Raw genomic sequence first — 20,766 nt, 5'->3', positions numbered from 1 at the left:
ACTTCCAGGCGCTCCTGGAGATCAAGGTCGCTCACCCGGAGCTGCGCTTTCCAGTTCATATGAAATCCTCTGCGGATGGAATGCGTGTGAAGCTGATCTTGCCGCCGACGTGATCGCCGGCACCAGGTGGATTCCAAGGCCCGAGGCTCACCACTGTTTTCGCGTAGCGATAATTGATGGTGTCCATGCTTGAGGTGATCGCCTCCCATTTGCGGCGCTCCTCCTCATCATCGAGCAGCATATCCATCTGGCGCGCGCTCGCCGGCGTGATGTCCGTCAATGTCACGCCTACGCGATACACCAACAGCCTGGGCGGCAAAGTCGCCCTAGCCTCTTCCCATAGGGCGCGGAGCGCCCCCATGATCGCGTGATCATCACGCACCATGGGCATTGACCGATTCCGCGACCATTGGCCATCCGTCACATCCATCCAGACCCAAAGGCCCGAGCAATAGTAGCTCTCGCGACGCAGCCGGCGCGCAGCTTTGACCAAGAGCATGCGCGCAATTTCATAGGCCTGGTCGAAACGCAGCGCTTCAGGCGGCAACACTCGGCCGTGGCCGAACATGCCGCGCTCCGTTTCGGGCGCCTGCACGTCGTAGCCGTGAAGGGCATACCAGAGCGTTTCACCCACAACACTCCGCCAGACCTTGCGCATGTGTTTGGGCTGCATGGCATAGAGGCGTTCCGTATCAGCGATGCCGACCATGGCAAGCCGCCGCCTCATAGCCGTGCCCACGCCCGGAATATCATCGAGCGGAACCTTAAAGAGTGGCGCCGGCATAGAGGCCGGATGCCAGACCGTGACGCCATTGGGCTTGTCCTGCTTGCAGGCAATTTTCGCCAGCTGACGGTTTGCCGCAAAACCAATGGAGCATGTGATGAAGGGGCCAACACTGTCAGCCAGGTTGGCTTTGATTTCGCGTGCAAGCTCACGGGGGTTGGCGATTGCGCGCTCGTCCAGCCGGCAACACAGTTCATCGACGCTTTTCACCGTGTCGATCGGGAGGATGGAATCGATTTCGGCCAGCAGCGTGTTATGCGCGCGACGGTAAAGATCCGGCTTTTGAGGAACCAGAACAAGATCCGGGCAAATCGCCAAGGCATCGGGAATCCTCATCACGTTTTGAACGCCCCTGGCCTTCGCTTCCCGAGAGCACGCGATGACGGCCGTGCTTCTCACGCCGAGGAAAGGCACCACCCCTATGGGCTTGCCGCGGAGCTTCGGGTCCGCCTCTTGCTCGACGGACGCGAAGAACCCGTCGAAATCGAGATACATGACCCTAATAGTTTCCAGCGGTCGCATGACTGTGCGGCCTCATAAAATGAGTTGAATTCGGGATGGGGATTGGCGGCCGTCTAGGACAGCCGTTCTATCTATGTTCTCATTCTAGGAAATCAGTCAAGCGTGATTTTTTAAGGCCGTGTTTTCGCACTTAACGGCGAACCAAGCCCCCTACCCTGATCGCCAAAATATGGACGCGCGTCCGCATTCGTTTTGCGGGCGTGACCTGACATATTCGAGCGGGAGACCATGAAGGACCTATCGCATTTAACGCCTAGGCGCCGACGCTACGCTGCGAAGGATTTGGACGCGCGTACACGGTCCATGCCGCAACGAAGTGTGTCATTGAGAAAAGATCAAGGATCACGGGTGCCCATGACGACAAAAAAATCATCGCGCCCGATGGAGCTGGGAAAGGACGATGTGCTGATCTTACGGCACGGCATCTGGCGCACCGAAGGCAGAGGCAGAGGCATGAAGCCGGCCATGGTGCTTTCCCTGTGCCACTCACTTATCTTTGGCATTTGCGTTTTCGCAGGCCTTGCCTATGGGCCTGGCATAATCTGGTCCCTGGTTCTTCGGTGGCTCATAGGCGCCTGAAGTCCATGAATGCGGTCACCTGCCCTTCTCACATGAAAGGATCTGGGGGTGGCTAATTTGGCCGGCGTCGTCGTTAGGCCGTTTCGCTTTCCATCTACACCATCGCGGGCAAGGCGGCGGGTGTGCGCCAGTCTCACCGCGACGCAAGGCATCCAACCGTTTCCCTGAAGGAGCCCTCGGCCGGACCCACCTTGCCTCCCGGTTTTAGGAGTCTGTCGCCTGTGACACCCACCAGCCGCGAAAGGCGCAGCTGGAGAATCAAGCGAAAGATCCGACGATGACAACCCAACCGAAAAGCCGACCCACCCACATCGCCTACATCGTGGAAGGCGAAGGCGAGAAAGCCCTCTGGACCGAAATCGGCGCCATGTGGTCTCACGAAGACGGCCAGGGCTTCAACCTCACGCTTAAGGCCCTACCCGTCAATGGCCGCCTGGTTATCCGCAAGCGCAAAGAGCAAGATGGCACTACCAAGCAAAGCTCCGGCCGATGAGCCGCTTTGCCAAACGCCAACGGCTGGGAGCAATCCCAGCCGTATCGGCCCTCCTCCGCAACACAGTCCTCCAAGGCGACTGCATCCAACTAATGAAGGATCTCCCGGACAATACGGTCGATTTCATCCTTACTGACCCGCCCTACGTGTGCCACTACCGCGACCGTCACGGTAGAACCGTTGCCAATGACGACAACTCGGACTGGCTGGCGCCGGCCTTTGAGCAGGCCTACCGCGTGCTGAAACACAATTCATTCTGCGTCAGCTTCTATGGCTGGACTGCGGCCGATGCTTTCACCACGGCGTGGAAGGCAGCCGGCTTTCGCCTCGCGGGTCACCTGGTCTTCGCGAAGCCCTACTCTTCGAGTGCTCGCTATCTCGGGGCTCGCCATGAGTGCGCCTACCTTTTGACAAAGGGGCGCCCTGCCCTGCCCGCAGATCCACTCCCCGATGTGCTGGGCTGGTCCTACACTGGTAATAAGCTTCATCCGACGCAGAAGCCCGTCGATTCTCTGAAACCGCTTATAAACGCGTTCAGTGCGGCAGGAGGTTTGGTGCTCGATCCCTTCTGTGGCTCTGGCTCATCCCTGGTTGCCGCCAAAGAGTGCGGCCGAGATTGGCTGGGCCTTGAGCTTGACGCTGCTCATCAAGCAACAGCCTCGCATCGATTAGCCGGAGGGTTCTCCCTGCACTAATCGAAGATTTGCTGACCTTGGATTTCAATGCGACCGGGGGTCCTCACAGATATTGCGACATGCGATTGGTCGAACAGCCACGAATCCGGATGGATAGGTTTGCCCTCGATGAAGGCGGCAATGACCGTGTCGATTTCTGTTTTAGTCTCGTCCTCTAGCCAATTGATATAGGCTTCCATGAGATAGTGGTCGCCGACATTCTCCCCCAGGTTTTTTGGCGTTCGCTTGAGGTAGAGTGCTTTCGGGCTGAGTTGCTTCAATCTATTAGGATCGAGAATGTTGGCAATAGCGCGCATGCGATCCCAATGTTCGCTGTCGAGAAGATTGAGCGTGTTGCCAAGCGTGATGTTGGCCGTGATGACAACCGGCTTCCCGGTCCTGGTCTTACGTTTGGCCACGGTCTTTGACCAGTTTTCGGCGTGAAGCGGCGCGTTGTAAAAAAAGTAGATGCCTTCCCCGAGCCAGGATGCCGCGCGCTTCCCTGCCTGGAAACCTGTGTTGATGCCGGCAACCCGTTCGGTTGTTGTCCCGTGATATCCAATGACAGTGCTTGCTATCATCTGCCCAATCTCGCCCGAATAGAGTTAGGGGCCCGATTGGGCCCCTAATTACTACTTCCGCGAGAATTGATACTCAGTCTCTGCGTTACTGTCTATCTTCCAACGCTCATCGTATCGTTTGCGCCCCGCATTAACGAGGGCATCGAGCTTCTCACGCGTCAGCCCTTTGAGGCTGGCGATAGCGCGTTCTTTGCTTAGGGTTATGCCTGTGGGGAAGGCCACAGCGTCTGGGGAAGGTTTTGCAGTGTCTCGTGCTTCAGACTTCGTCATGTCGTTCTCCTGGGCGGGAGAAGTCAAAGCCTGGAATCTCGAAGGAGAGCCAGGTTGGCCTCTCTTCGTTGAGTTTTCCAATTGAGATAAGGGGACAGAATTGTCGCCTTGTCCAGAGATGATGACAGAAATGAATTCCATCATCTCGTTCACCTGGATTTTTAGAACGGCGAATTCCTCAGAGATTTTTTCGTAATCGACAAGGAGTGCCTGGTGATCGTGGATCAGGTCATTATGGGCTTGTACGAAATTTCGGATCCGACCACCCTGCCCTACGATACGAGTGATTTTTTTCGCCCGAAAGCGATTGTGGATCTCTTCAGCCGTTCTCGGACCCTTGCCTAGCCTAGAGGGCCGTTGCTGTGTCTGGCTCGTGTAATTGGTCAAGCTTCTTGTTGTTTAGTCCAATGTGCCGGCCGCTCCTCCTTGAGTTGCCGCCACTGGTTAACGCATTCTTCTATAGCAGAGCTATTCTTGAGGAAAGCTGAATATTCTGCCAATAGTGTGATAGTGCTATCACACCATAGTGATTTCGCTCTGTAACACCGTAGTGTGATAACGATATGGTGTGACAGTGTTAGGGAGTCAATGTGGCCGGCCCGCGGCACAGTGTCATGACTCTACAGTGTGAGAGTGTTTTACCGTGATAACGCTATAGCGTGATAGTGCGATAGAGCTATGGTGTTAAGGCGTTATCACACTACAACACTAAAGTGTTGCCACACTGCAACACCATCACACCATAGTGTTCTAGTGTCATTGCTCTTTAACACTACAGTGTTATAGTGCGAATCATGCGCACCATCACATTCGTCACCCAGAAAGGCGGCACGGGCAAGAGCACGTTGACCGCCAATATCGCGATCGCTGCCGAGGATGCCGGCCTTATGGTCTATGTCCTTGATTTAGATCCCCAAGGAAGCCTGAAGGCCTGGAAAAAGCGCCGCGCCAAGTGGGCCGACGAGGGGGTCGATGTCGATACAGTCGAGCCAGGCCGCATCAAAACGGCCCTCACCGCCTTGCAGCAGGCCGGCATTGACCTGGTCGTGATCGACACGGCCGGCCGCGATACGCCGGCAACAGCTGCCGCTATTTCGGCCTCAGACCTGTGCCTCGTGCCCGTTCGCCCGAGCATCGTTGATCTGGAGGCTTCATCCGCCACGGTCCAGAGCATTCTGCGCCTGGAGCGGCCTTTTGCCTTTGTGCTCAATCACTGTCCCCCTGGGCGCAACATCCGCATCACAGACGCGGGGAGGGCGCTTTCCGCCATGGGCCATTGTGCAGAGCCGGCTATCGTGACCCGCCACGACTACATCGACGCCATGGCCCACGGCATGGGGGTCATTGAACAGAACCCGGACGGTAAGGCCTCGACCGAGATCCGCGAATTGTGGACCTGGATCGACAACCGCACGAAACCCGAAACCCAACAGGTCGAAGCCGCATGAGCAAGCTCCCTAAACCCAGCCTGGCCAGTTTGATGGCCGCCGTCGAAGAACCGGCCGAAGCCCCAGCCGCAGAAGAGCAGGGGGAAGCGGCAGTTGCCGCGGCACCCCAGCCTGCCGCAGTTACCGCCGCCGCGCCGGCGCCCGCCGCAAGCGTCTCCCAGCTCTCCCGATCTAAGCCCGCTCGAAAAGTTGCGGCCAAGGCGCCTGCCATGGATGGTGATACCGACCGAGTCGGCCTCTATTTGCCAAAGGCCGTGGCCAAGGAAATCAAGTTTGTGGCTGTGGACTATGACGTCAAGGCGCACGACATCTACCTTGAAGCCATTGATCTTGTGCTGAAAAAGTACGGGCGGAAGAGCATTAAAGAGCTTTCTGCCAAGGCAAACTAGCCCATAACACTATAGTGTTATCACACTAGGTATCGACAATTCTGCCTCATTGGCAGGCATTTTCGTGGCGGAATTCCCATTTTTCGGGTCTGATTTCCCGTTTTTCGTGGCGCAATTCCCATTTGTGCGTTACCGTATTCACGAAATGGCCACGTCGATTCCACCGCTAAACCTGACGCCCGAAGAGCGGAAACGCTACGAGCGTATGAAGCGGACGCGCCAGAACATCAGAGGGCGCGTGAACCCGGCGACGATGCCGGACCGATTGACCCGGACCTCGGCCTTTGCGCCACGCAAGGCCGATCTGATTACCGACAGCAACTTCACGCGCGTCTATGAGGTCCCGGGCTATTCAGTCGTGGAAGTCCGGGGCAGGGAGCTCGGAAGCCAGCACAGAGACGCCCTGGTCGCGACCTTCCGCCTGCCCAGGCAGCGCATCAGCTTCCCCAATCCTGAATACCGGCCAGGGACTTTCATCCTGCCGTTTATTCAGCACTACCAGTCCGTGACCACCTGGCGCGAGCTGCTGATCAAGATGGGCAAAACCCAACACGTCAATAATCTGATGACCCTGTCCGGGGTTTTGGCAGAGATCCAGCAAGTCGTAATCCTTCTCCACGAGGGGCGGAGCCTGGCTCAGATCGACGCCGACCAAAAAAAGGCCCGGAATCGGAACATGCTGGCAAACCGCGACAAGGCCGGTAGCAGTTCTCCATTGCTGAAGACCATCAGCTGGGAAGGCCTTCAGCTAGACAGCAAGGTGACGATCGAGTTCGGCTCGGCCGTGCTCGATGCCATCGAGAAATCCCACTTGGTCAGCATCAATGCCGACGTCCAGTTCAAGCTGAAATCCGATTTTGCGAAAAGCTTCTGGCCTTTCATCGATAGCCAGCCGAATTTCTCCTACATCGACGAAGAGCGCCTTGCCCAGCTTATCGGAGGCGACATCGCCACTATGGACAGCAAGCGCCGCGGCGAATTCCGCAAAGTTTGCCGGCAGTCGTTCGACGACATGGTCAGGGCAGGGGGCCTTGCCAGCTGGCGTAACGAGGTTTTGGGCAGCGGTCGCAATAAACGCCACCGCTATCACTACATTCACGCCTTGCCGCGCCAGATGGAATTGGGGCTTCTTACCCCTGCGGGCGCCCCCGAAGCTCCGTAAGTAATTGTAATTATTCAATGTGGACCGGAGAGCCGACCCGAAAAATCAGCGGTTTGGTGATCCCGAAGCATGGAAACCCGGCCCGAAAAGCCGGGCCTGGGGACAGTTTTCGAGGGTTTGTGGATAACTTGAAGGCATCGGGAAACCTGACCCGAAATACCGGGAAATCCGACCCGAAAAGCGGGAAACGCGACCCGAAAAGTTGGGAAACCCGACCCGAAAAGTATCAAGTAAGCCCATGAACTACTTCACGAATTTTCATATAGACTCTAATTATAGATATAAAAGACTCTTAGAGACGCCCTAGGCGAGCTCAAAAGGCCGCCAAACGCACCCCAGCGCCAAGGAGCGCGGGTCCGTTGGCTCCGGATAGAAAAACACTCACCAAGGCCAATGCCACAGCCAGCAAACGGGAATCGCGACCCGAAAAGCGAGTCAATAGGCCACCATCCAGCTGCCCACAGGATTCAAGAGGGCAATGAGAAGGGGAGAAGAGGCACGATTAACGCCCCAGGGAGATGCCTGTAAGCGTTTTTAGACCCAGAAGCCGTCCCGGCGACCCCCATTCGGAAAACACGCGCTTAGGGCTCCCTAGAGGCCCACGATTTGATTGTTTGGGGCTGTTTTAGAGGGTCATTCCCGCCGAATTATCGGGAAGAGGGAATTTTTCGGGTCGGGATTCCCGTCGAATGGGCGGAATTCAGCCAGATGCGGGCATAAAAAAAGCGGTCTGGCTCGCACCAAACCCGCTTTTCCTTCACGGTCATCGCCATCCCTGGCTGTACCGTGAAGAGAGGCTACCACGACACACCGCACCAGGGAAATCACAAAAAGAGATCTCAATAACTTGCTCATCAGCAAGAGAACGCGCAATATAATACGCAAAACTAACATCACAAATCAAACTAAGCGTATGAGAATACAAATTATAAATACGCAAATACATACGCAAAGAAAGCAGCAAATGACGAGCATCACCAGCATGGAGCCTCTATTGCCTCCCGTCGGCACCCGAGAACTTGACGATCTCGTCGCCGAGCTCATCGCCAAAGCCAACGCCTTTGCCGCCCGGCTTCACCCCGTGCTCCGCGCCTCCGTGGGCGACCTGGTCAGGTCAATGAACTGCTACTATTCAAACCTCATCGAGGGCCACAACACCACGCCCGTGGACATCAACCGGGCCATGGCCGGCGACTATTCCAACGAGCCTGAAAAACGAAACCTTCAGGAAGAAGCACGCGCACACATCGAAGTCCAGGCCATGATTGATGCCGGCAAGATGCCCTTCCCGGTCCTGTCCGTGGAAGGCATCCTCTGGATCCACGCTGAATTCTGCAAGCGCATGCCGGAAGATTTACTCTGGGCCACGAACCCGGACACCAACGAACGCATCGCTCTCGTGCCTGGCGACCTCCGGCAGCAGATGGTGCGCGTCGGCCGGCATGTGCCGCCCGAGCCTGAAATGTTGCTCCCGCTTCTTAACCGCTTTGTCGAAGCCTACGGCTCCCGAGGCCTCTCCACCGTTCAGCGGATCATCGGCATCGCCGCCTCACACCACCGCCTCGCCTGGATCCACCCCTTCCTCGATGGCAACGGCCGCGTGACACGGTTGTTTTCACACGCCCGCCTTCGTGAGGAGGGGGTGGGCTCGGAACTGTGGTCTGTGTCGCGAGGTCTGGCACGCAGCGTGGAAGAATATAAGAGCCGGCTCGAAGCGGCCGATGAACCCCGCCGCGGTGACCTGGACGGCCGAGGCAATCTCACGGAGGCAGGTCTCATTGCCTTTTGCCGGTACTTCCTGAGAAGCTGCGTTGACCAGGTGACCTTCATGGAAAGTCTGATGGAGCCCAGGGAGCTCATCAACCGCATCACCATCTGGGCCGAAGAAGAGATCCGCGCGCAGCGTCTCCCGAAAGGTAGCCTGGCCCTTTTGCGTGAAGCCATCATCAATGGCGAGTTTGCCCGCGGCATGGCAGCTGACCTCACGCATTATCAACCGCGCCAGGCGAGCACGGTCCTCAATGCGCTCATCGATCGCGGGTTGCTGGTCTCGCCGACGCCGAAAGGGAAGGTGCGTCTAGGTTTCCCGCCCGAGATTACCGAGCGCTGGTTGCCGCTTCTCTATCCAGTCGCCTAGCTGCCGACATCGGCGCCTACATGGCCGACCACCTGTCTATCTTACTGGCCATGGTGATCATCGGCGGCATGACGTCGAAGCATCGACCTTGACAAAGTGTATACCCAACCGCTTTTCCTTCATGAAAATCCTAGCGGGGGTCTGGGGGGCGGCAATGAGCCCCCCAGAAATTTTCCTCGATGTTTCACGTTGGTCAAAATCGTGGGCCGGCTGCGGGGGTGCAGGGGGCTTGCCCCCTGCAATTTCAAATTTTCGCGCTGACTGTGCCAGGCACTTTGCACGACCCCCCATAACCTAGCCGCAAGAGCTCATTGGGCGTCGAATAAAGAACCACACCGATGAGCATGAGGAGCAGTGCCGGCCTAGCCGCCCGAGCCAGTAATGTGAGGAAGCCGCCGATGAAGATGATGATGCCGATGTGCATCAGGCTACCGATCGGGATCCACCCCACAAGTCCACAGACGGCAAAGGCTTCGCGGCCGAGCAAATGGACCCAGAACCAATCTAGCCCCCAGGCAATCGCAAAGGCGATGGCGACGAAAACGACGACCTGAAAGATCAGGCTGAACCACCAGGGCGTGCCGGGCGGTCCACGGAAGGTGCGACGGGTGAGGTTGTTGAAATCGTTTCGGGACATGGGAGCGGGTCGGGTGATTGCGGAAGAGGCAGGTGGCAGCATCTGTGATTGATACACGATACCGGGGCAGGGGGAAGGCTTTACAAAAGGTAATAGCGCACTTATACATTGCTTCGCAACATAGGTGCGCCGATGCCACGCAAGAAGGGTGGGCGTGGATCGGATAAGGAGCCACAAGGTGGCAATTTTTCACTTTCACGTGCAGATCCTGGGGAGGGGACCCGGCCGCCGCACGCAAAGTGGTGCGATGAAAAAGCAGCGCGATAACGTGATCGCCGCAGCTGCTTACCGGTCAGGTCAAAGGCTCACAGATTCGAGTGGCGATCGAAGCCGTACAGAGGATTATTCCAACCGTCGCGGCGTAGCCCATACCGAAATCATGGCGCCGGAAGGCAGCGCCTCATGGCTTCAAAACCGCGAGCAGCTGTGGAACGCGGTCGAGAAAATGGAGAAGCGAAAAGACGCCCAGCTCGCCCGTGAGATGGACATCGCTCTCCCGCATGAGCTCAACCATGAACAGCGCATCGACCTCGTTCGGGAGTTTGTCAGGACCCATTTTGTCAGCCGCGGCATGGTCGCGGATTTTGCCCTTCACAACCCCGTCGAGGACAAGGGGGACGACCGCCGAAACTTTCACGCCCACATCATGCTAACCCTTCGCCGGGCAACCAAGGACGGCCTGGATCCGGTAAAGACACGGGAGTGGAATGCTCGCGAAAATGTTGCCATCTGGAGGGAGGCCTGGCAGCTCCACGCAAACAGGGCTCTTGAGCGCCATGGTCACCAGGCGCGCATTGATCATCGCACGCTTCAGGACCAAGCCCGCGACGCCATCGCATCCGGCGATCGACGTCAGGCCGCCGTGCTCGATCGCGAACCGGAAATCCATGTTGGCCCGCGCCCTCGCGCCATGCAGCAACGCGACGTGACACCCGAAAGCAAGGTGCGTGAAACTGGAGCCCCACGTACAGCCCTGACCCGCGCCGAGAAAGCTCTCGCCCGCCAGGTGCAACGGGACAAGGAGCGCAAGCTTCGTTACGACGCACGCCGCGAGGCTTGGCGCGCCGAACTCGAAAGCCGCCGTGAGCGCAAAGAGGAGGCCTACCAAGAATGGCTTCAGGCCCGTCGCGAGGAGAATGAGAAAGAATATGCGCGCAAGCGCCGCTGGTTGGAGCAGGACAGGGCAACACGCCGATATCTGAAGGACAAGCCTGTGCAGCCGAGGACGCTCACACCCTCAGAAGCGGCTCGCGTAAAACAACAGCGCCGGAAGCAGGCCATCGCACGAGCGCGTGGTGAGCAGCCCACCCGTCGCATCCGAAATTACCCGGCGACCGATCGCGGGCCGCGGATTGGCAAGCTGTGGGATATTCTGACCGGCAATAACCTGAAGGCGAAACAAGAGATCGCACGCGTTGATGCAGCGTCAGCGCGCTTCATGAAATGGATGGACTATTGGGATCGCAAAGCGACCTGGATCATCGAGGGGAAAATCGGTGGGCCGGGTTTCCGTCGTGAGCGGATGCTTGCCAGCCGGCAGAACCGTGAATCACAAGCCTCGCTTGTGGCCCAGATTGCCCATGCGCAAAAGCGATCTGCCCAGATGAAGGCCCTCACGACGGAGCTTCGTGGCATTGCCGCCGTCCTCATGGGACGCCAAGAGCAGGGCTTGCAGCGGCGGCGGCAAATCGAAGGATGGGCCCGACCGGCCGACCGTGCCCGGAACGCTCCGGAGCGAGAGTTCCCCCGCGGCCGTACTCGTAAGTGAGCAGTTCACAATTTTTCTGAGGAAAATGCGTGGCTTGGTCTTGAACAGATTCACGAAATGTTCTAACCGCCGAATCCAACAACAGGGGAGGGACGGGGCATATTTAGTATATATACGTGAGGTTCAGACACAATATGCTGAGAAATTACGGGGCTAAGAGACTGTCACACGCCATCAAGCAGCCCAGCATTGCGAGAGCTTTTAACGGGACGAATTTTGCATCCGCCAAGGGACTTCCTCTCAATCTTCTTGTCACCTTTAATTTCTGGCAGGCCGATTGTCCTCTTGAAGACGTTGCCGCCAAATTCGCCTGGATCCGTGACGCTCGCTTCACTCCATTTATGAGGCGGCCGCTCAAGCGGCACGCCCTTGAAGGGACACCGCCTACTTATATTTGGTGCTTAGAGAACCCGACCGGCCTTCAAGTCCATGGACACTGGCTCATCCACGCGCCTTCCAATCGTCGTGAACTGTTGATCGAAAGGCTCCCGCTTTGGTTTAAGGAGATCGTGACGGGCCCGCTCCGGGAAGACGCCTTGCATTTCCAGGACGTGACCAATCCCGTCGGCATGACAAAATACATGATGAAAGGCGCCGACGAGCTCTGGGCCAAAACCTATGGCATCCGTGCTGAGGATCAGGGGCCCATCATTGGCAAACGTGCCGGTACCAGTCTCAACATCGGGAGGACCGAGCGTGCCCGCTGGGTAGAGCGCGGTGAGATCCAACCCCTTCGTCGCCTCTTCCATGTCACGGCTAGGCAGATCGAAACCAGGCCTTAGAACCGCGCATCCGTGAAGGGATTGCGGGGCGGAGGCGGCACAAGCCCTGGAGCCTCCTCGTACCGTGGCTCGGGCACGAACGGGCCCTTTGGAGGCGAAGGTGGCGCGACCACGATTGGTGCCGCCTTTTGCGGACGCCAACGATCCCAGCGGAACAGCCAGCGCCACTTGCTCCTGTAATCGACCCGTGCGCTGAAAATCGGATTGGCCACATGGCGCATCTTGATGATGACGCGTGTCGTAGGGATCCGCTGCACCTCTGAAGGATCGACGAGCCAATACCCGCTTTCGTTTTCGTTGCGGGAGCGATTTTCGTGGGGATTCATGCCGGCATGATGGGAGGTGCCGCGGGATCGAGTGCGCACAGGCGCCTGTCCACACGCGCGGCTGACTTCCTGGGCGGTCTCATTGTCAGCCACCCCGAGAAATACGCGACAGGCAGCGTTGCCAAGCATGGCCTCTGCCTCTTCGCGACCATAAACCGATCGCAGCTGGGGCATGTTCTGCCAAATCAGCACGGGCGTGCAGTAGGTGCGAAGAAGGCCCAGATTGTCCGACAGCACGTCCAGATGTCCGAGCATGCGGGCTTCATCGAGAAGCAATACCACCTTGTGCTTCGGCCGGCCGGAGTATTTGGCGCGCATGATGGCATTTAAGGTGAGACCCGTCATCACGCGGACCCAGCGGCTGTAACTGCGAAGCTTCTCTTCATCGATACAGAAGAAAAGCGTGGTGACTTCCGGCGCCGTGAGATCTTCAAGCCTGAATGTGCTTTCGGCCGAGAGTCGGCCCGCCGGCGTGCCTTCCACCCAGATTTCAGTGGCTTTTTGCATGTCCGACAAAACAGACGTGAACTCGGGCGCCTGGTGATCACCATGTTTCATTGTGCCAAGGAAGCCCAAGGCATTATGACGCGCGAGCGGGGAGGGGGAGCGCGCCGCAATATCCCGCACCATCTGAAGAAGGGTTTCAAATTCGCCCACCGACTTTTTCGCGACCATTGCCAGAGTGCGATTTTCAGGGTTGGGCTCGTGAAGCGTGTCCAAGATCAGAATGGTGAGGAGGGCCGTGGCCTTGGCCGCCCAATGGCCCTCCGACGAGTCGCGAACGATCATGAGTGACGCCAACGTGCGCGCGTCATCCTGCTCATGGTCCGTTTCCCGGCGAATGCTATCCATGGGATTGAAGCGGGCCGAGTGATTGAGATCCGAAGGATTGAGCATCAGCACCTTACCCAGCTTGGCACGGTAGCGCGCCGTGATGGCATAGTTTTCGCCCTTCACGTCGGTCACGACCATCGATCCGGGGTAGTCGAGCAGAGTTGGCACGACGATGCCCAGCCCTTTGCCGGCGCCAGGTGCGCCGAACACGTGCATCACGCCGTCCTGGTTGAAGCGCATCAGCCGGCCGAAAGCTTTTCGAGCAACAACGGGCCCGCGGCCGCGATAGACGCCGGCCCAAAAGAGCTGCCAGCGCGTGGCCCATCGAGCCGTGCCAAGAGCACCTTGCGCGCGGAAATCATAGCGCGATCGCCAGATCAGCCACCCGACGAGGCGGATAATGCCAAAGAGAAGTCGCCAGACCAATTTAATGAAGAACCAAATCCAGTCGAACAGGATCATGTTGCACCAGTGTCATTGAGAGAGGAGGGGGAGGCAAACAAGCTGCCTCCCCCATGTGCAATCGTCTAAAGCCACGGAGAGCGGCGCTGAGGGGGCGCTTGTGGCGCCCTCTCGATGCGTTTTGCTTCCCGAACAGGCATCGGCGAAGGCTGGTAGCCTGAAGGCCTCGTAGCGCGGTTCACGAGCGCCTGGACAAGGCCCCCTAGCAGGGTGAGGAAGATCTGAAGCAGGCCGAAGGTCAACATAAAGGCCAGCCGGAGCATCATCTCCAAGATCATGAAGACGAATTTCATGAGCTTCCTCCCCCGACACCGACGAACGTCACACTTCGGGCACCACGATTCACGAACCACTTCCTCCAAAAATCGCGGTGCTTGTCATCTTGGAGCAGGCGAACATTCTTGCGCGTGAAGTAGTCCACGACCACTTCCACGCCTTTAAGATCCGCCTGGTCACCCTTTGCCAATGACGAAGCCAAGAAATTCTTCGTCATGTCACCTTTGCTGTACTGCGAATAATCGCCCGGCGTGTTCTGCAACATGTCGGATGCGATAATCAGCTTTCGCCTCGCAATGGTGCCATCGAAGTCCGGCCGCTGCGTAGCGGCCGTGATGGCTTCCATGATCGGCGACCGCGGGGCATCGGTCTCGCTTGCGAGCACATTCACCGCGTCAACCAGAGGATCCACGAAGGCTTCCTTGTAGTGCTTGGCCACTTTGCGTACATTGTCAGAGAAGCCCCCTTCGGCGCCAGGATTGCACCTGGCGAACTGCTCCGAGGGGGCATCTTCGGGATGAATGGCCAGAATGACCAGCTTGTCGCCGGGCTGACTATCACGCAGCATGCCCTTTGCTTCACTGTCGAGCCGTTCCCGATGCAACGGCGTCAGAGGATCCGTCGCATCGACAATCATCACTGTGCTAGACGCCAGCGGCACATCGCTGACGCAGTCCTGAGCATCTTTTACATGCCCAGGCTTCAAGCCAACATAAGCGCCTGCGGTTGTGATCGAGAGAATGGTCAGCAGCGAGACCGCGTGCCAGAGCTTCAGGTGCTTTTTCATGATTGCACCTTCACTTGGGCATAGCCGTCGCCGCGGCGTTCACACTCCGCGATCTTCGCCAGGAAGTCCTGCGTGACCTTCTCGCGCAAGCGCGGGAGAGCCTTCGAGAACGCGAGAACTTCCTGATAGTTGTTTTTGTGGGTGGCTTCGGCCGCCGCGACCATGTCCCTCAAAACGACCATCCGGGATTCAAAGTCCTTGCCCGGCGCTTCGAGTTTGGGCGGATGCATAGTCCACTCGGGCAGAACAATGTCCTGGCCCCGAATTCGGCGGATAATCTCGAAGACTTCCGCCCAGAGACGATGGCAGCCCTTCTCGATGGTGAGCCGCGCCCGCTCCAGATCGCTCACCCGGCGTTCAGTCCGGGCCAGCGTTTCACGATGTTTTTGCATCGTGGCAGCGTCCGCTTCATGCGCGGTCTGAATCTTGGCTTTCACCTGATTCACACGTTCATGCACTTGCGCCTTGAGCTTATCGCGCAGCTCGTCTCGCGCTTCCTCGCTTTCACGAGCCGCGCGCGCAACCGTTGCGAACCCCCAGACCGAGTCATAGGCATAGCGGCCTTTCCAGGCGCCCATGAGGAAGCACCCCAAACCGACCAGGAAAAGCGCGAATGACATGAAGTCATTCAGCTGAAGCCAGAGCCACGGCCGCAGAAGGACCGGGAGGGCGTGCGAGAACTGGACCGCTTCCGCTTGCATGGCGAGATCGCGGTAGTGCGCCAGCAGGAGGTTGAGGACGAAGCTCACAGAGATGCCGGCCGTCAGAAAGAACCATCCGACGGCGCGACCAAGAGGGAACGGTGAGCTGAGCGCGAGACGTGAACCCAGAAAACCCGTGCAGAAAAAGCCCAGCAGCACGACGTTGACGATGCTCACCGTGAAGGTAAGCACTGCCGCACTAATCAGGCCGCCATCATAACCACCGGCGAAGAAGAACACGTTGCCGGCCGCTTCCAGAAACACCAAGACGAAAGCCAGGATTGCAGGATCCAGCGGATTTTCTGCATGCCGGGAGGCGCGTGTAAGCCCGCGAAGGTGTTTGAACGCCGCTTCTTCCCGCTGGCATTTGCCAGCCTTGTCAGAGGCAGTGATCAATGCATCCGCGTTTTTGTCGAGATATTCCGAGTTGCCTTCCTCGATGCTGGCGACAGCCATTTCATGGCTGAGCTCCGAGATCGGAAGGGCGCTGATCTCGATACCTGCGGCCGACATAGCTTGTTCGGCCTGGGTTTCGTTGTTTTCCAGAGCCTTTGCCATGTAGGTCTTGATGCGGTTCGTGGGTTCAGAGTCCGGCGCGTTAGCCGCAGGCTCGTTGTTCTTGCCCATATCGAAAGCCGATTCACGGATACGATACTTGCTGGCAAACTCGTCGTGCCCGATCCAGCGTTGGCCGCCGCTCTCGACGACGCCCACAGTGCTTTCGAGGCCGCCATCCTCGAAGTTTTTAGGCGGAAGGATGAAGTTCATTGTGTTACTCCAGGTAGCCGAAGGCACGCGCCATCCATGGCGACAACTGCGCAACGGCGAGTTCAGATGTGAAGCTGAAATGAAAGAAGCCAGGGCGTACACCCTGGCTTCGATACCTGCTCATCTGCTGCTGAAGGTTCGGTTGCGACTCGAAGATCCCTCTACACCGTCCCCGTTATTTGTGCCCGCGGGGTGGGTGTACATCTTGCGCGCTCTGTACGGAGTTAGCCTTTTCCGAACCGAACAGCAGTGAGCCTAAATTCTTCTGGGAGATAACCGGGAGACCATTGAGTGTCCTCCTTCTAAGGTCACAGACGTTAAACGGGTCTCACTGTTTCAAGGGGGTCGAAGCCCTCGGCAGTTTCCCGCGGAAGACTATGGTTAATGAGGAGTTAATGTTTGGTCAAGGGGCCAAAAAAAGAACAGGGCCCCTCAATGGTGGGACCCTGTCTTTCTTCCGATAAGGATCGAGCGAGGCGTGGAATTTCACGTCGACTGACTAAGAGGTATCTTAGGCCTTCCGCTCGTCTTACGTGGGGGGCGACGTCTGAACGCCCCGTCACTATCACATTGAGAGCTTCGACCATCTCAAGGTGAATATTGCTCCCGCTGAAGGCTCGCGAGAGCGTCCTTCAACGGAAAAGGTGAAAAATTATGCGTTAGTTGGCCGGATAAAGAGCCGTTTCGCTTTGTTAGTCAAGAAAAAATAGTGTGATTGGAGAATCCCGAACACTATTAGTTGTTTTCCTCACATTGACAATTAACAATGAGACAGCTTGTTCCGACCAAAAGGCGGACAGGGCGCCACGATGGAGCGCCCTGTCCGTTCCGCATGGGAACGAAAGAAGCGTGTACGCACCTCGATCGCTTCGTGCCGGATGACGCTAGTAACATCCCGCACTGTCTTCAAAAGAAGCTACCAACATCTTTGAAGAGTGGACCTTATGAGAGCTAGGAACGCTCACAGATCCTGCTTTCGTCAATGGTAGCGAAAGCGTCCCCACCGGAAAATCAGTCCTTGTCCTTTTCCTTGGGCTTGCGAAGCACCAGCCGGCCGAGAGGCAGAGCCTTCAGCTCGACATTGAGACCACTGCCATTCGTGTGATTCCAGGCGGCGCCGATTTCAGTCCATTGGGCAGCGTCACCTTCGCCGGCAACGCTGTAAGCGATATAGTCTGGCTTCTTGGCCATTGGATTTCTCCGGTTGCTTCCCGTCACGCCGGGAAGGCGTTGACGGAAACCATTTCCGGAGGGGAAACGGCATGCGTGATATTATTCCTATATAGCGTGGGGCCCGTGTGAATACAAGATGAGCTAACACGCTGGATTATTTCACATCGCACCAGCTGGCCGGGCGCAGTCGGTCCCGCCCTTCGGGCTCCTGCGGCTGCCCTCCAGACCGGACAAGCTGGCCATGGCGTGCTAGGCCGGCGATGCCGGCTTTTGCGCGCCCTCTTTTTCTAAGAGCTCCGCCATTCCGCGCTCAATGTCTGCCATCGTGAAGGGCGGCTGATCCGCATTGTCGATGCGTGTGCGAGACCAGAGGATGGAGGTCTCATAGAAAGACTGGCACATCCACTCGCCCTTCACTTCAAACCAATGGGTTGCTTCCGGCAGGAGATCGAAGGGCAGGGGATGACGGGCGAACGGGTTATGAAAGACTTCGAGCTCCGCCGTCCATGGTTCAAAGCCTTGCGGCCAGAGGGCACGATACTCTTCGCTTGTAATGTCGAGGCAAAACGGCCGCGGTTTCAGAGCGCCGGGCGTGCGATCAAAAAATACACCCATGCGCGTGAACCGATATCCTTCAGGAGCGGTTGCCGCGGCCGAGATCGGCACGCGGCTCAATTTCGAGATCGAGCAAGCGTTGGTGAACACCACGGCCGCGAGACCGGCATGTTTGTCATCACGGAAGAGGCCTGCGGGAAATTTCGCGGGGCCTAGAAGGAATTCGGCCGGCAAGGGGACCGCTTGAGGTTTGCCATTCACCTCAGCAACGGTCGCGCCGGCGCCGAGCAGATAGCCCGTGAGCCCTTCACGGCTCCATATCATCGAGCCGCCCGCGTGGAAATCCGCGATCGCCAGGACAAAGGGTTTACCTTTGACATGGTCCATCTGGTCATAGTTGCGCTCCAGCTTATTCCCGATGGTTTTGGCAAACCGCAACGCGGCGGGCCCAAAGAAAACCTCCTCTTTTTCCGTGGGCATGTCGGCGATCGGCGCGTTCATGTGGTTATAATCGGCCGGGGGATTGGCCGTGACGGCTTCAATCCAGGCCTCGCCGCCTCGCTTGTTCTGAATTCGGAAATCGGGGGACTCGACCGGCTGTTCAACCAGAAGGCCTTGTTCCCGGAGTGATGCCAGCAGCTGCGCTTCCCAGAGCCGCGTGTGAAAGTGGTTCGATTGGCAGTCACTCACCCAATTGCGATCAGGTTTGGGGAAAGACATATAGATCTGTGTGAGAGCCCATGCGGCCGGCTGATGGGCCTTGTTGACCAGGTAGCGAAACATCTCGTTTGGCTCACGGTCGCCAAAATCGAAGAGTGATCGCAGCGGCCTCGTTCCAGGCGGCATTGGCGCGGGCGGCAGATTTTCGGCGAGATCCGGCTCCAGAGCCTTTTTCGCAGCGTCCACGCTCGCGAAGCCAGCCTCACGTTTGATGACTTCCCAGACCGCGTCAGCACGCCGGCGCATGACAATGGTGCCGATATTCTTGCTTTCCACATGGCGTGTGACGATACCCATGTTTTTGCCATCATCACTGCCCCAGGCACCAATGGGCGGATTATCGCCAAATCCATGACCGCGCGGGAGCGCGAGAGCGTAGATATCAAATTCCCAACGAGGCACGAGACGCATACCGCATTATGGGACGCTGCCCCTCGACACGGCAAGGGTGCGGTTCCCGAGCCTCACTGCGTTGCGGCCGCCGCAAAGATCCCTTGCCCCGCCATCCCCGGTATTCGTCATACGGGCAGGGTTGCAGAACATCTGCAAGCCACTGCCTATAAGCAGACGTCAAAGATAGCATCCGGCCCTCTCGTAAAATTGAGCAGTTCTGGTAGGATGCCAATCATGCCCGATCCAAAAGTGAACTCAAAACACTCCGACGCCACGATCAGCGACGCGGCTCGATTTGTTGGGCTAAAGGCCAGATATTGGCACAAACAGAGCTAAGAATTTAATGAACGCGGTAGAAATCGAAGAAGCCATATCTGGGCTAGCGGAGCGGCCGTTCGATCGGGCTGAATTCCCCTACGCGTTCCTGGAGGCCTTCGGGCGCAAGGATACGACGCTCAAGCGGCTGCGATCAGGGGAAATGAACAAATCAGATCTCGGCGGCGTACTCCAGCGAGACCATATCCACCTTGCTGTTGCAACGCCTGGGGCAGTGAGCCAGACCTTGGATGCGCTCCGCTCAAGCCCGGCGACAGCACGCTGGAAAGCCAAGTTCATCGTCGCGACCGACGGTGAGACGTTTGAGGCTGAGGAGCTGGGATCGGATGAAGCGCCGATTGTGTGCGACTATCCGAGCTTTCCCGACCACTTCGGCTTTTTCCTGCCTTTGGCCGGCATATCAACCATTCAGCCAATCCGCGAAAGCGCCTTTGATATTAAGGCCACCGGTCGCCTCAACCGGCTCTATGTGGAGCTTTTGAAGGTAAATCCTGATTGGGATACTGCCGCCCAGCGTGAGGCTATGAACCATTTTATGGCCCGGCTGATATTTTGTTTCTTTGCCGAGGATACGGGGATTTTTACCGGCACCGCGTTGTTTAGCGACACTGTGGCCAAGATGAGCTCCAGTGATGCGACGAACACCCACCAAGTGATATCGACAATCTTCACAGCGATGAACACCAAAGGGGATGAACGGGCTGTAAAAAAACTACCCCGTTGGGTCGATTCCCTCCCTTATGTGAACGGGGGCCTTTTTTCTGGCAGCACCGAGGTGCCGCGCTTTAGTAAAATTGCCCGCACCTATCTGCTTAAAGTAGGTGCATTGAACTGGCAGAAAATCAATCCCGATATTTTCGGGTCGATGATCCAGGCTGTAACCGATGACGAAGAGCGCGGCGCGCTTGGCATGCACTACACCAGCGTGCCTAACATTTTGAAAGTGCTCAATCCGCTATTTTTAGATGATCTGCGCGAGAAGATGGCAGAGGCTGGGGATAATACCCGCAAGCTGCTCAATCTGCGTAACCGCATGGCGCGCATCAGGGTGTTTGACCCGGCCTGCGGCTCAGGCAACTTTCTCGTGATCGCTTATCGGGAAATGCGCGCGATTGAGGCGGAGATCAACCAGAGGCGTGGTGAAGCCGATCGTGCGACCGATATTCCAAAGACCAATTTCCGGGGAGTAGAGTTACGCAGTTTTCCGGC

The 20,766-nt window shown here is 57.5% G+C and carries 20 protein-coding genes; 9 read left to right on the top strand and 11 right to left on the bottom strand.

Annotated elements, in window-relative coordinates:
* Positions 1-55: 55 nt before the first annotated feature.
* Positions 56-1,279, bottom strand: coding sequence for a Y-family DNA polymerase (locus F8B91_RS16785; protein WP_246715376.1), 1,224 nt, complete (start codon positions 1,277-1,279; stop codon positions 56-58).
* 362 nt (positions 1,280-1,641) lie between these two features.
* On the bottom strand, positions 1,642-1,773 hold the full coding sequence (locus tag F8B91_RS17045; RefSeq protein ID WP_281432959.1) for a hypothetical protein: 132 nt from the start codon (positions 1,771-1,773) through the stop codon (positions 1,642-1,644).
* Between the two features lie 389 nt (positions 1,774-2,162).
* Between F8B91_RS17045 and F8B91_RS16780 the strand changes: the two genes are divergently transcribed.
* Positions 2,163-2,378 (top strand): hypothetical protein, encoded by a 216-nt coding sequence (locus F8B91_RS16780; RefSeq protein WP_196505036.1) that lies wholly within the window; start codon positions 2,163-2,165, stop codon positions 2,376-2,378.
* Complete coding sequence (locus tag F8B91_RS16775) at positions 2,375-3,073, top strand: DNA methyltransferase (protein WP_196505035.1); 699 nt, start codon at positions 2,375-2,377, stop codon at positions 3,071-3,073. The genes F8B91_RS16780 and F8B91_RS16775 overlap by 4 nt, the downstream gene beginning before the upstream one ends.
* Here the strand turns inward: F8B91_RS16775 and F8B91_RS16770 are convergent.
* Together F8B91_RS16770 and F8B91_RS16765 are read right to left on the bottom strand one after the other, a co-directional pair.
* A complete protein-coding gene (locus tag F8B91_RS16770; protein ID WP_196505034.1) occupies positions 3,070-3,633 on the bottom strand; it encodes a hypothetical protein in 564 nt (187 codons plus the stop codon). The two genes, F8B91_RS16775 and F8B91_RS16770, sit on opposite strands and share 4 nt — an antisense overlap.
* A gap of 51 nt (positions 3,634-3,684) precedes the next feature.
* On the bottom strand, positions 3,685-4,290 hold the full coding sequence (locus tag F8B91_RS16765) for a hypothetical protein (RefSeq protein WP_196505033.1): 606 nt from the start codon (positions 4,288-4,290) through the stop codon (positions 3,685-3,687).
* Between the two features lie 407 nt (positions 4,291-4,697).
* Here F8B91_RS16765 and F8B91_RS16760 point away from each other — a divergent pair, with 407 nt between their 5' ends.
* The 4 genes from F8B91_RS16760 to F8B91_RS16745 all read left to right on the top strand — a co-directional run bounded on the left by F8B91_RS16760 (position 4,698) and on the right by F8B91_RS16745 (position 9,039).
* Complete coding sequence (locus tag F8B91_RS16760) at positions 4,698-5,351, top strand: ParA family protein (RefSeq protein WP_196505032.1); 654 nt, start codon at positions 4,698-4,700, stop codon at positions 5,349-5,351.
* Complete coding sequence (locus tag F8B91_RS16755) at positions 5,348-5,740, top strand: hypothetical protein (protein WP_196505031.1); 393 nt, start codon at positions 5,348-5,350, stop codon at positions 5,738-5,740. The genes F8B91_RS16760 and F8B91_RS16755 overlap by 4 nt, the downstream gene beginning before the upstream one ends.
* A gap of 64 nt (positions 5,741-5,804) precedes the next feature.
* Entirely contained in the window at positions 5,805-6,902 is a 1,098-nt protein-coding gene (locus F8B91_RS16750; RefSeq protein WP_348641815.1) for a hypothetical protein, read from the top strand.
* Between the two features lie 964 nt (positions 6,903-7,866).
* Positions 7,867-9,039, top strand: coding sequence for a Fic family protein (locus F8B91_RS16745; protein ID WP_196505030.1), 1,173 nt, complete (start codon positions 7,867-7,869; stop codon positions 9,037-9,039).
* 244 nt (positions 9,040-9,283) lie between these two features.
* Here the strand turns inward: F8B91_RS16745 and F8B91_RS16740 are convergent, their stop codons facing one another.
* On the bottom strand, positions 9,284-9,718 hold the full coding sequence (locus F8B91_RS16740; RefSeq protein ID WP_196505029.1) for a hypothetical protein: 435 nt from the start codon (positions 9,716-9,718) through the stop codon (positions 9,284-9,286).
* 136 nt (positions 9,719-9,854) lie between these two features.
* Between F8B91_RS16740 and mobQ the strand changes: the two genes are divergently transcribed.
* Entirely contained in the window at positions 9,855-11,444 is a 1,590-nt protein-coding gene (mobQ, locus tag F8B91_RS16735) for a MobQ family relaxase (protein ID WP_196505028.1), read from the top strand.
* A gap of 134 nt (positions 11,445-11,578) precedes the next feature.
* Positions 11,579-12,226: a hypothetical protein gene (locus tag F8B91_RS16730; protein WP_196505027.1), complete on the top strand. Its 648-nt coding sequence runs from the start codon at positions 11,579-11,581 to the stop codon at positions 12,224-12,226.
* On the opposite strand, the gene F8B91_RS16725 is transcribed toward F8B91_RS16730, so the two are convergent.
* The 6 genes from F8B91_RS16725 to F8B91_RS16700 form a co-directional block, all read right to left on the bottom strand.
* Positions 12,223-13,848, bottom strand: a complete 1,626-nt coding sequence (locus F8B91_RS16725; RefSeq protein WP_196505026.1) for a type IV secretory system conjugative DNA transfer family protein — start codon at positions 13,846-13,848, stop codon at positions 12,223-12,225. The genes F8B91_RS16730 and F8B91_RS16725 overlap by 4 nt on opposite strands.
* 65 nt (positions 13,849-13,913) lie before the next feature.
* Positions 13,914-14,141, bottom strand: coding sequence for a hypothetical protein (locus tag F8B91_RS16720; RefSeq protein ID WP_196505025.1), 228 nt, complete (start codon positions 14,139-14,141; stop codon positions 13,914-13,916).
* Complete coding sequence (locus F8B91_RS16715; protein WP_196505024.1) at positions 14,138-14,911, bottom strand: hypothetical protein; 774 nt, start codon at positions 14,909-14,911, stop codon at positions 14,138-14,140. The genes F8B91_RS16720 and F8B91_RS16715 overlap by 4 nt, the downstream gene beginning before the upstream one ends.
* A complete protein-coding gene (locus tag F8B91_RS16710; protein ID WP_196505023.1) occupies positions 14,908-16,380 on the bottom strand; it encodes a hypothetical protein in 1,473 nt (490 codons plus the stop codon). Before F8B91_RS16710 ends, F8B91_RS16715 begins: the two co-directional genes overlap by 4 nt.
* A 1,011-nt stretch (positions 16,381-17,391) precedes the next feature.
* Complete coding sequence (locus F8B91_RS16705) at positions 17,392-17,571, bottom strand: hypothetical protein (RefSeq protein WP_196505022.1); 180 nt, start codon at positions 17,569-17,571, stop codon at positions 17,392-17,394.
* A gap of 231 nt (positions 17,572-17,802) precedes the next feature.
* Positions 17,803-19,239, bottom strand: coding sequence for a hypothetical protein (locus F8B91_RS16700; protein ID WP_196505021.1), 1,437 nt, complete (start codon positions 19,237-19,239; stop codon positions 17,803-17,805).
* A 325-nt stretch (positions 19,240-19,564) separates the two neighbouring features.
* On the opposite strand from F8B91_RS16700, the gene F8B91_RS16695 reads away from it, so the two are divergent.
* On the top strand, positions 19,565-20,766 hold a 1,202-nt coding region (locus F8B91_RS16695; RefSeq protein WP_196505020.1), incomplete at its 3' end, for a class I SAM-dependent DNA methyltransferase.

The organism is Aestuariivirga litoralis, from assembly GCF_015714715.1.
Taxonomy (GTDB): Bacteria; Pseudomonadota; Alphaproteobacteria; order Rhizobiales; family Aestuariivirgaceae; genus Aestuariivirga; species Aestuariivirga litoralis_A.
This window is presented reverse-complemented; position numbering and strand designations above follow the sequence as displayed.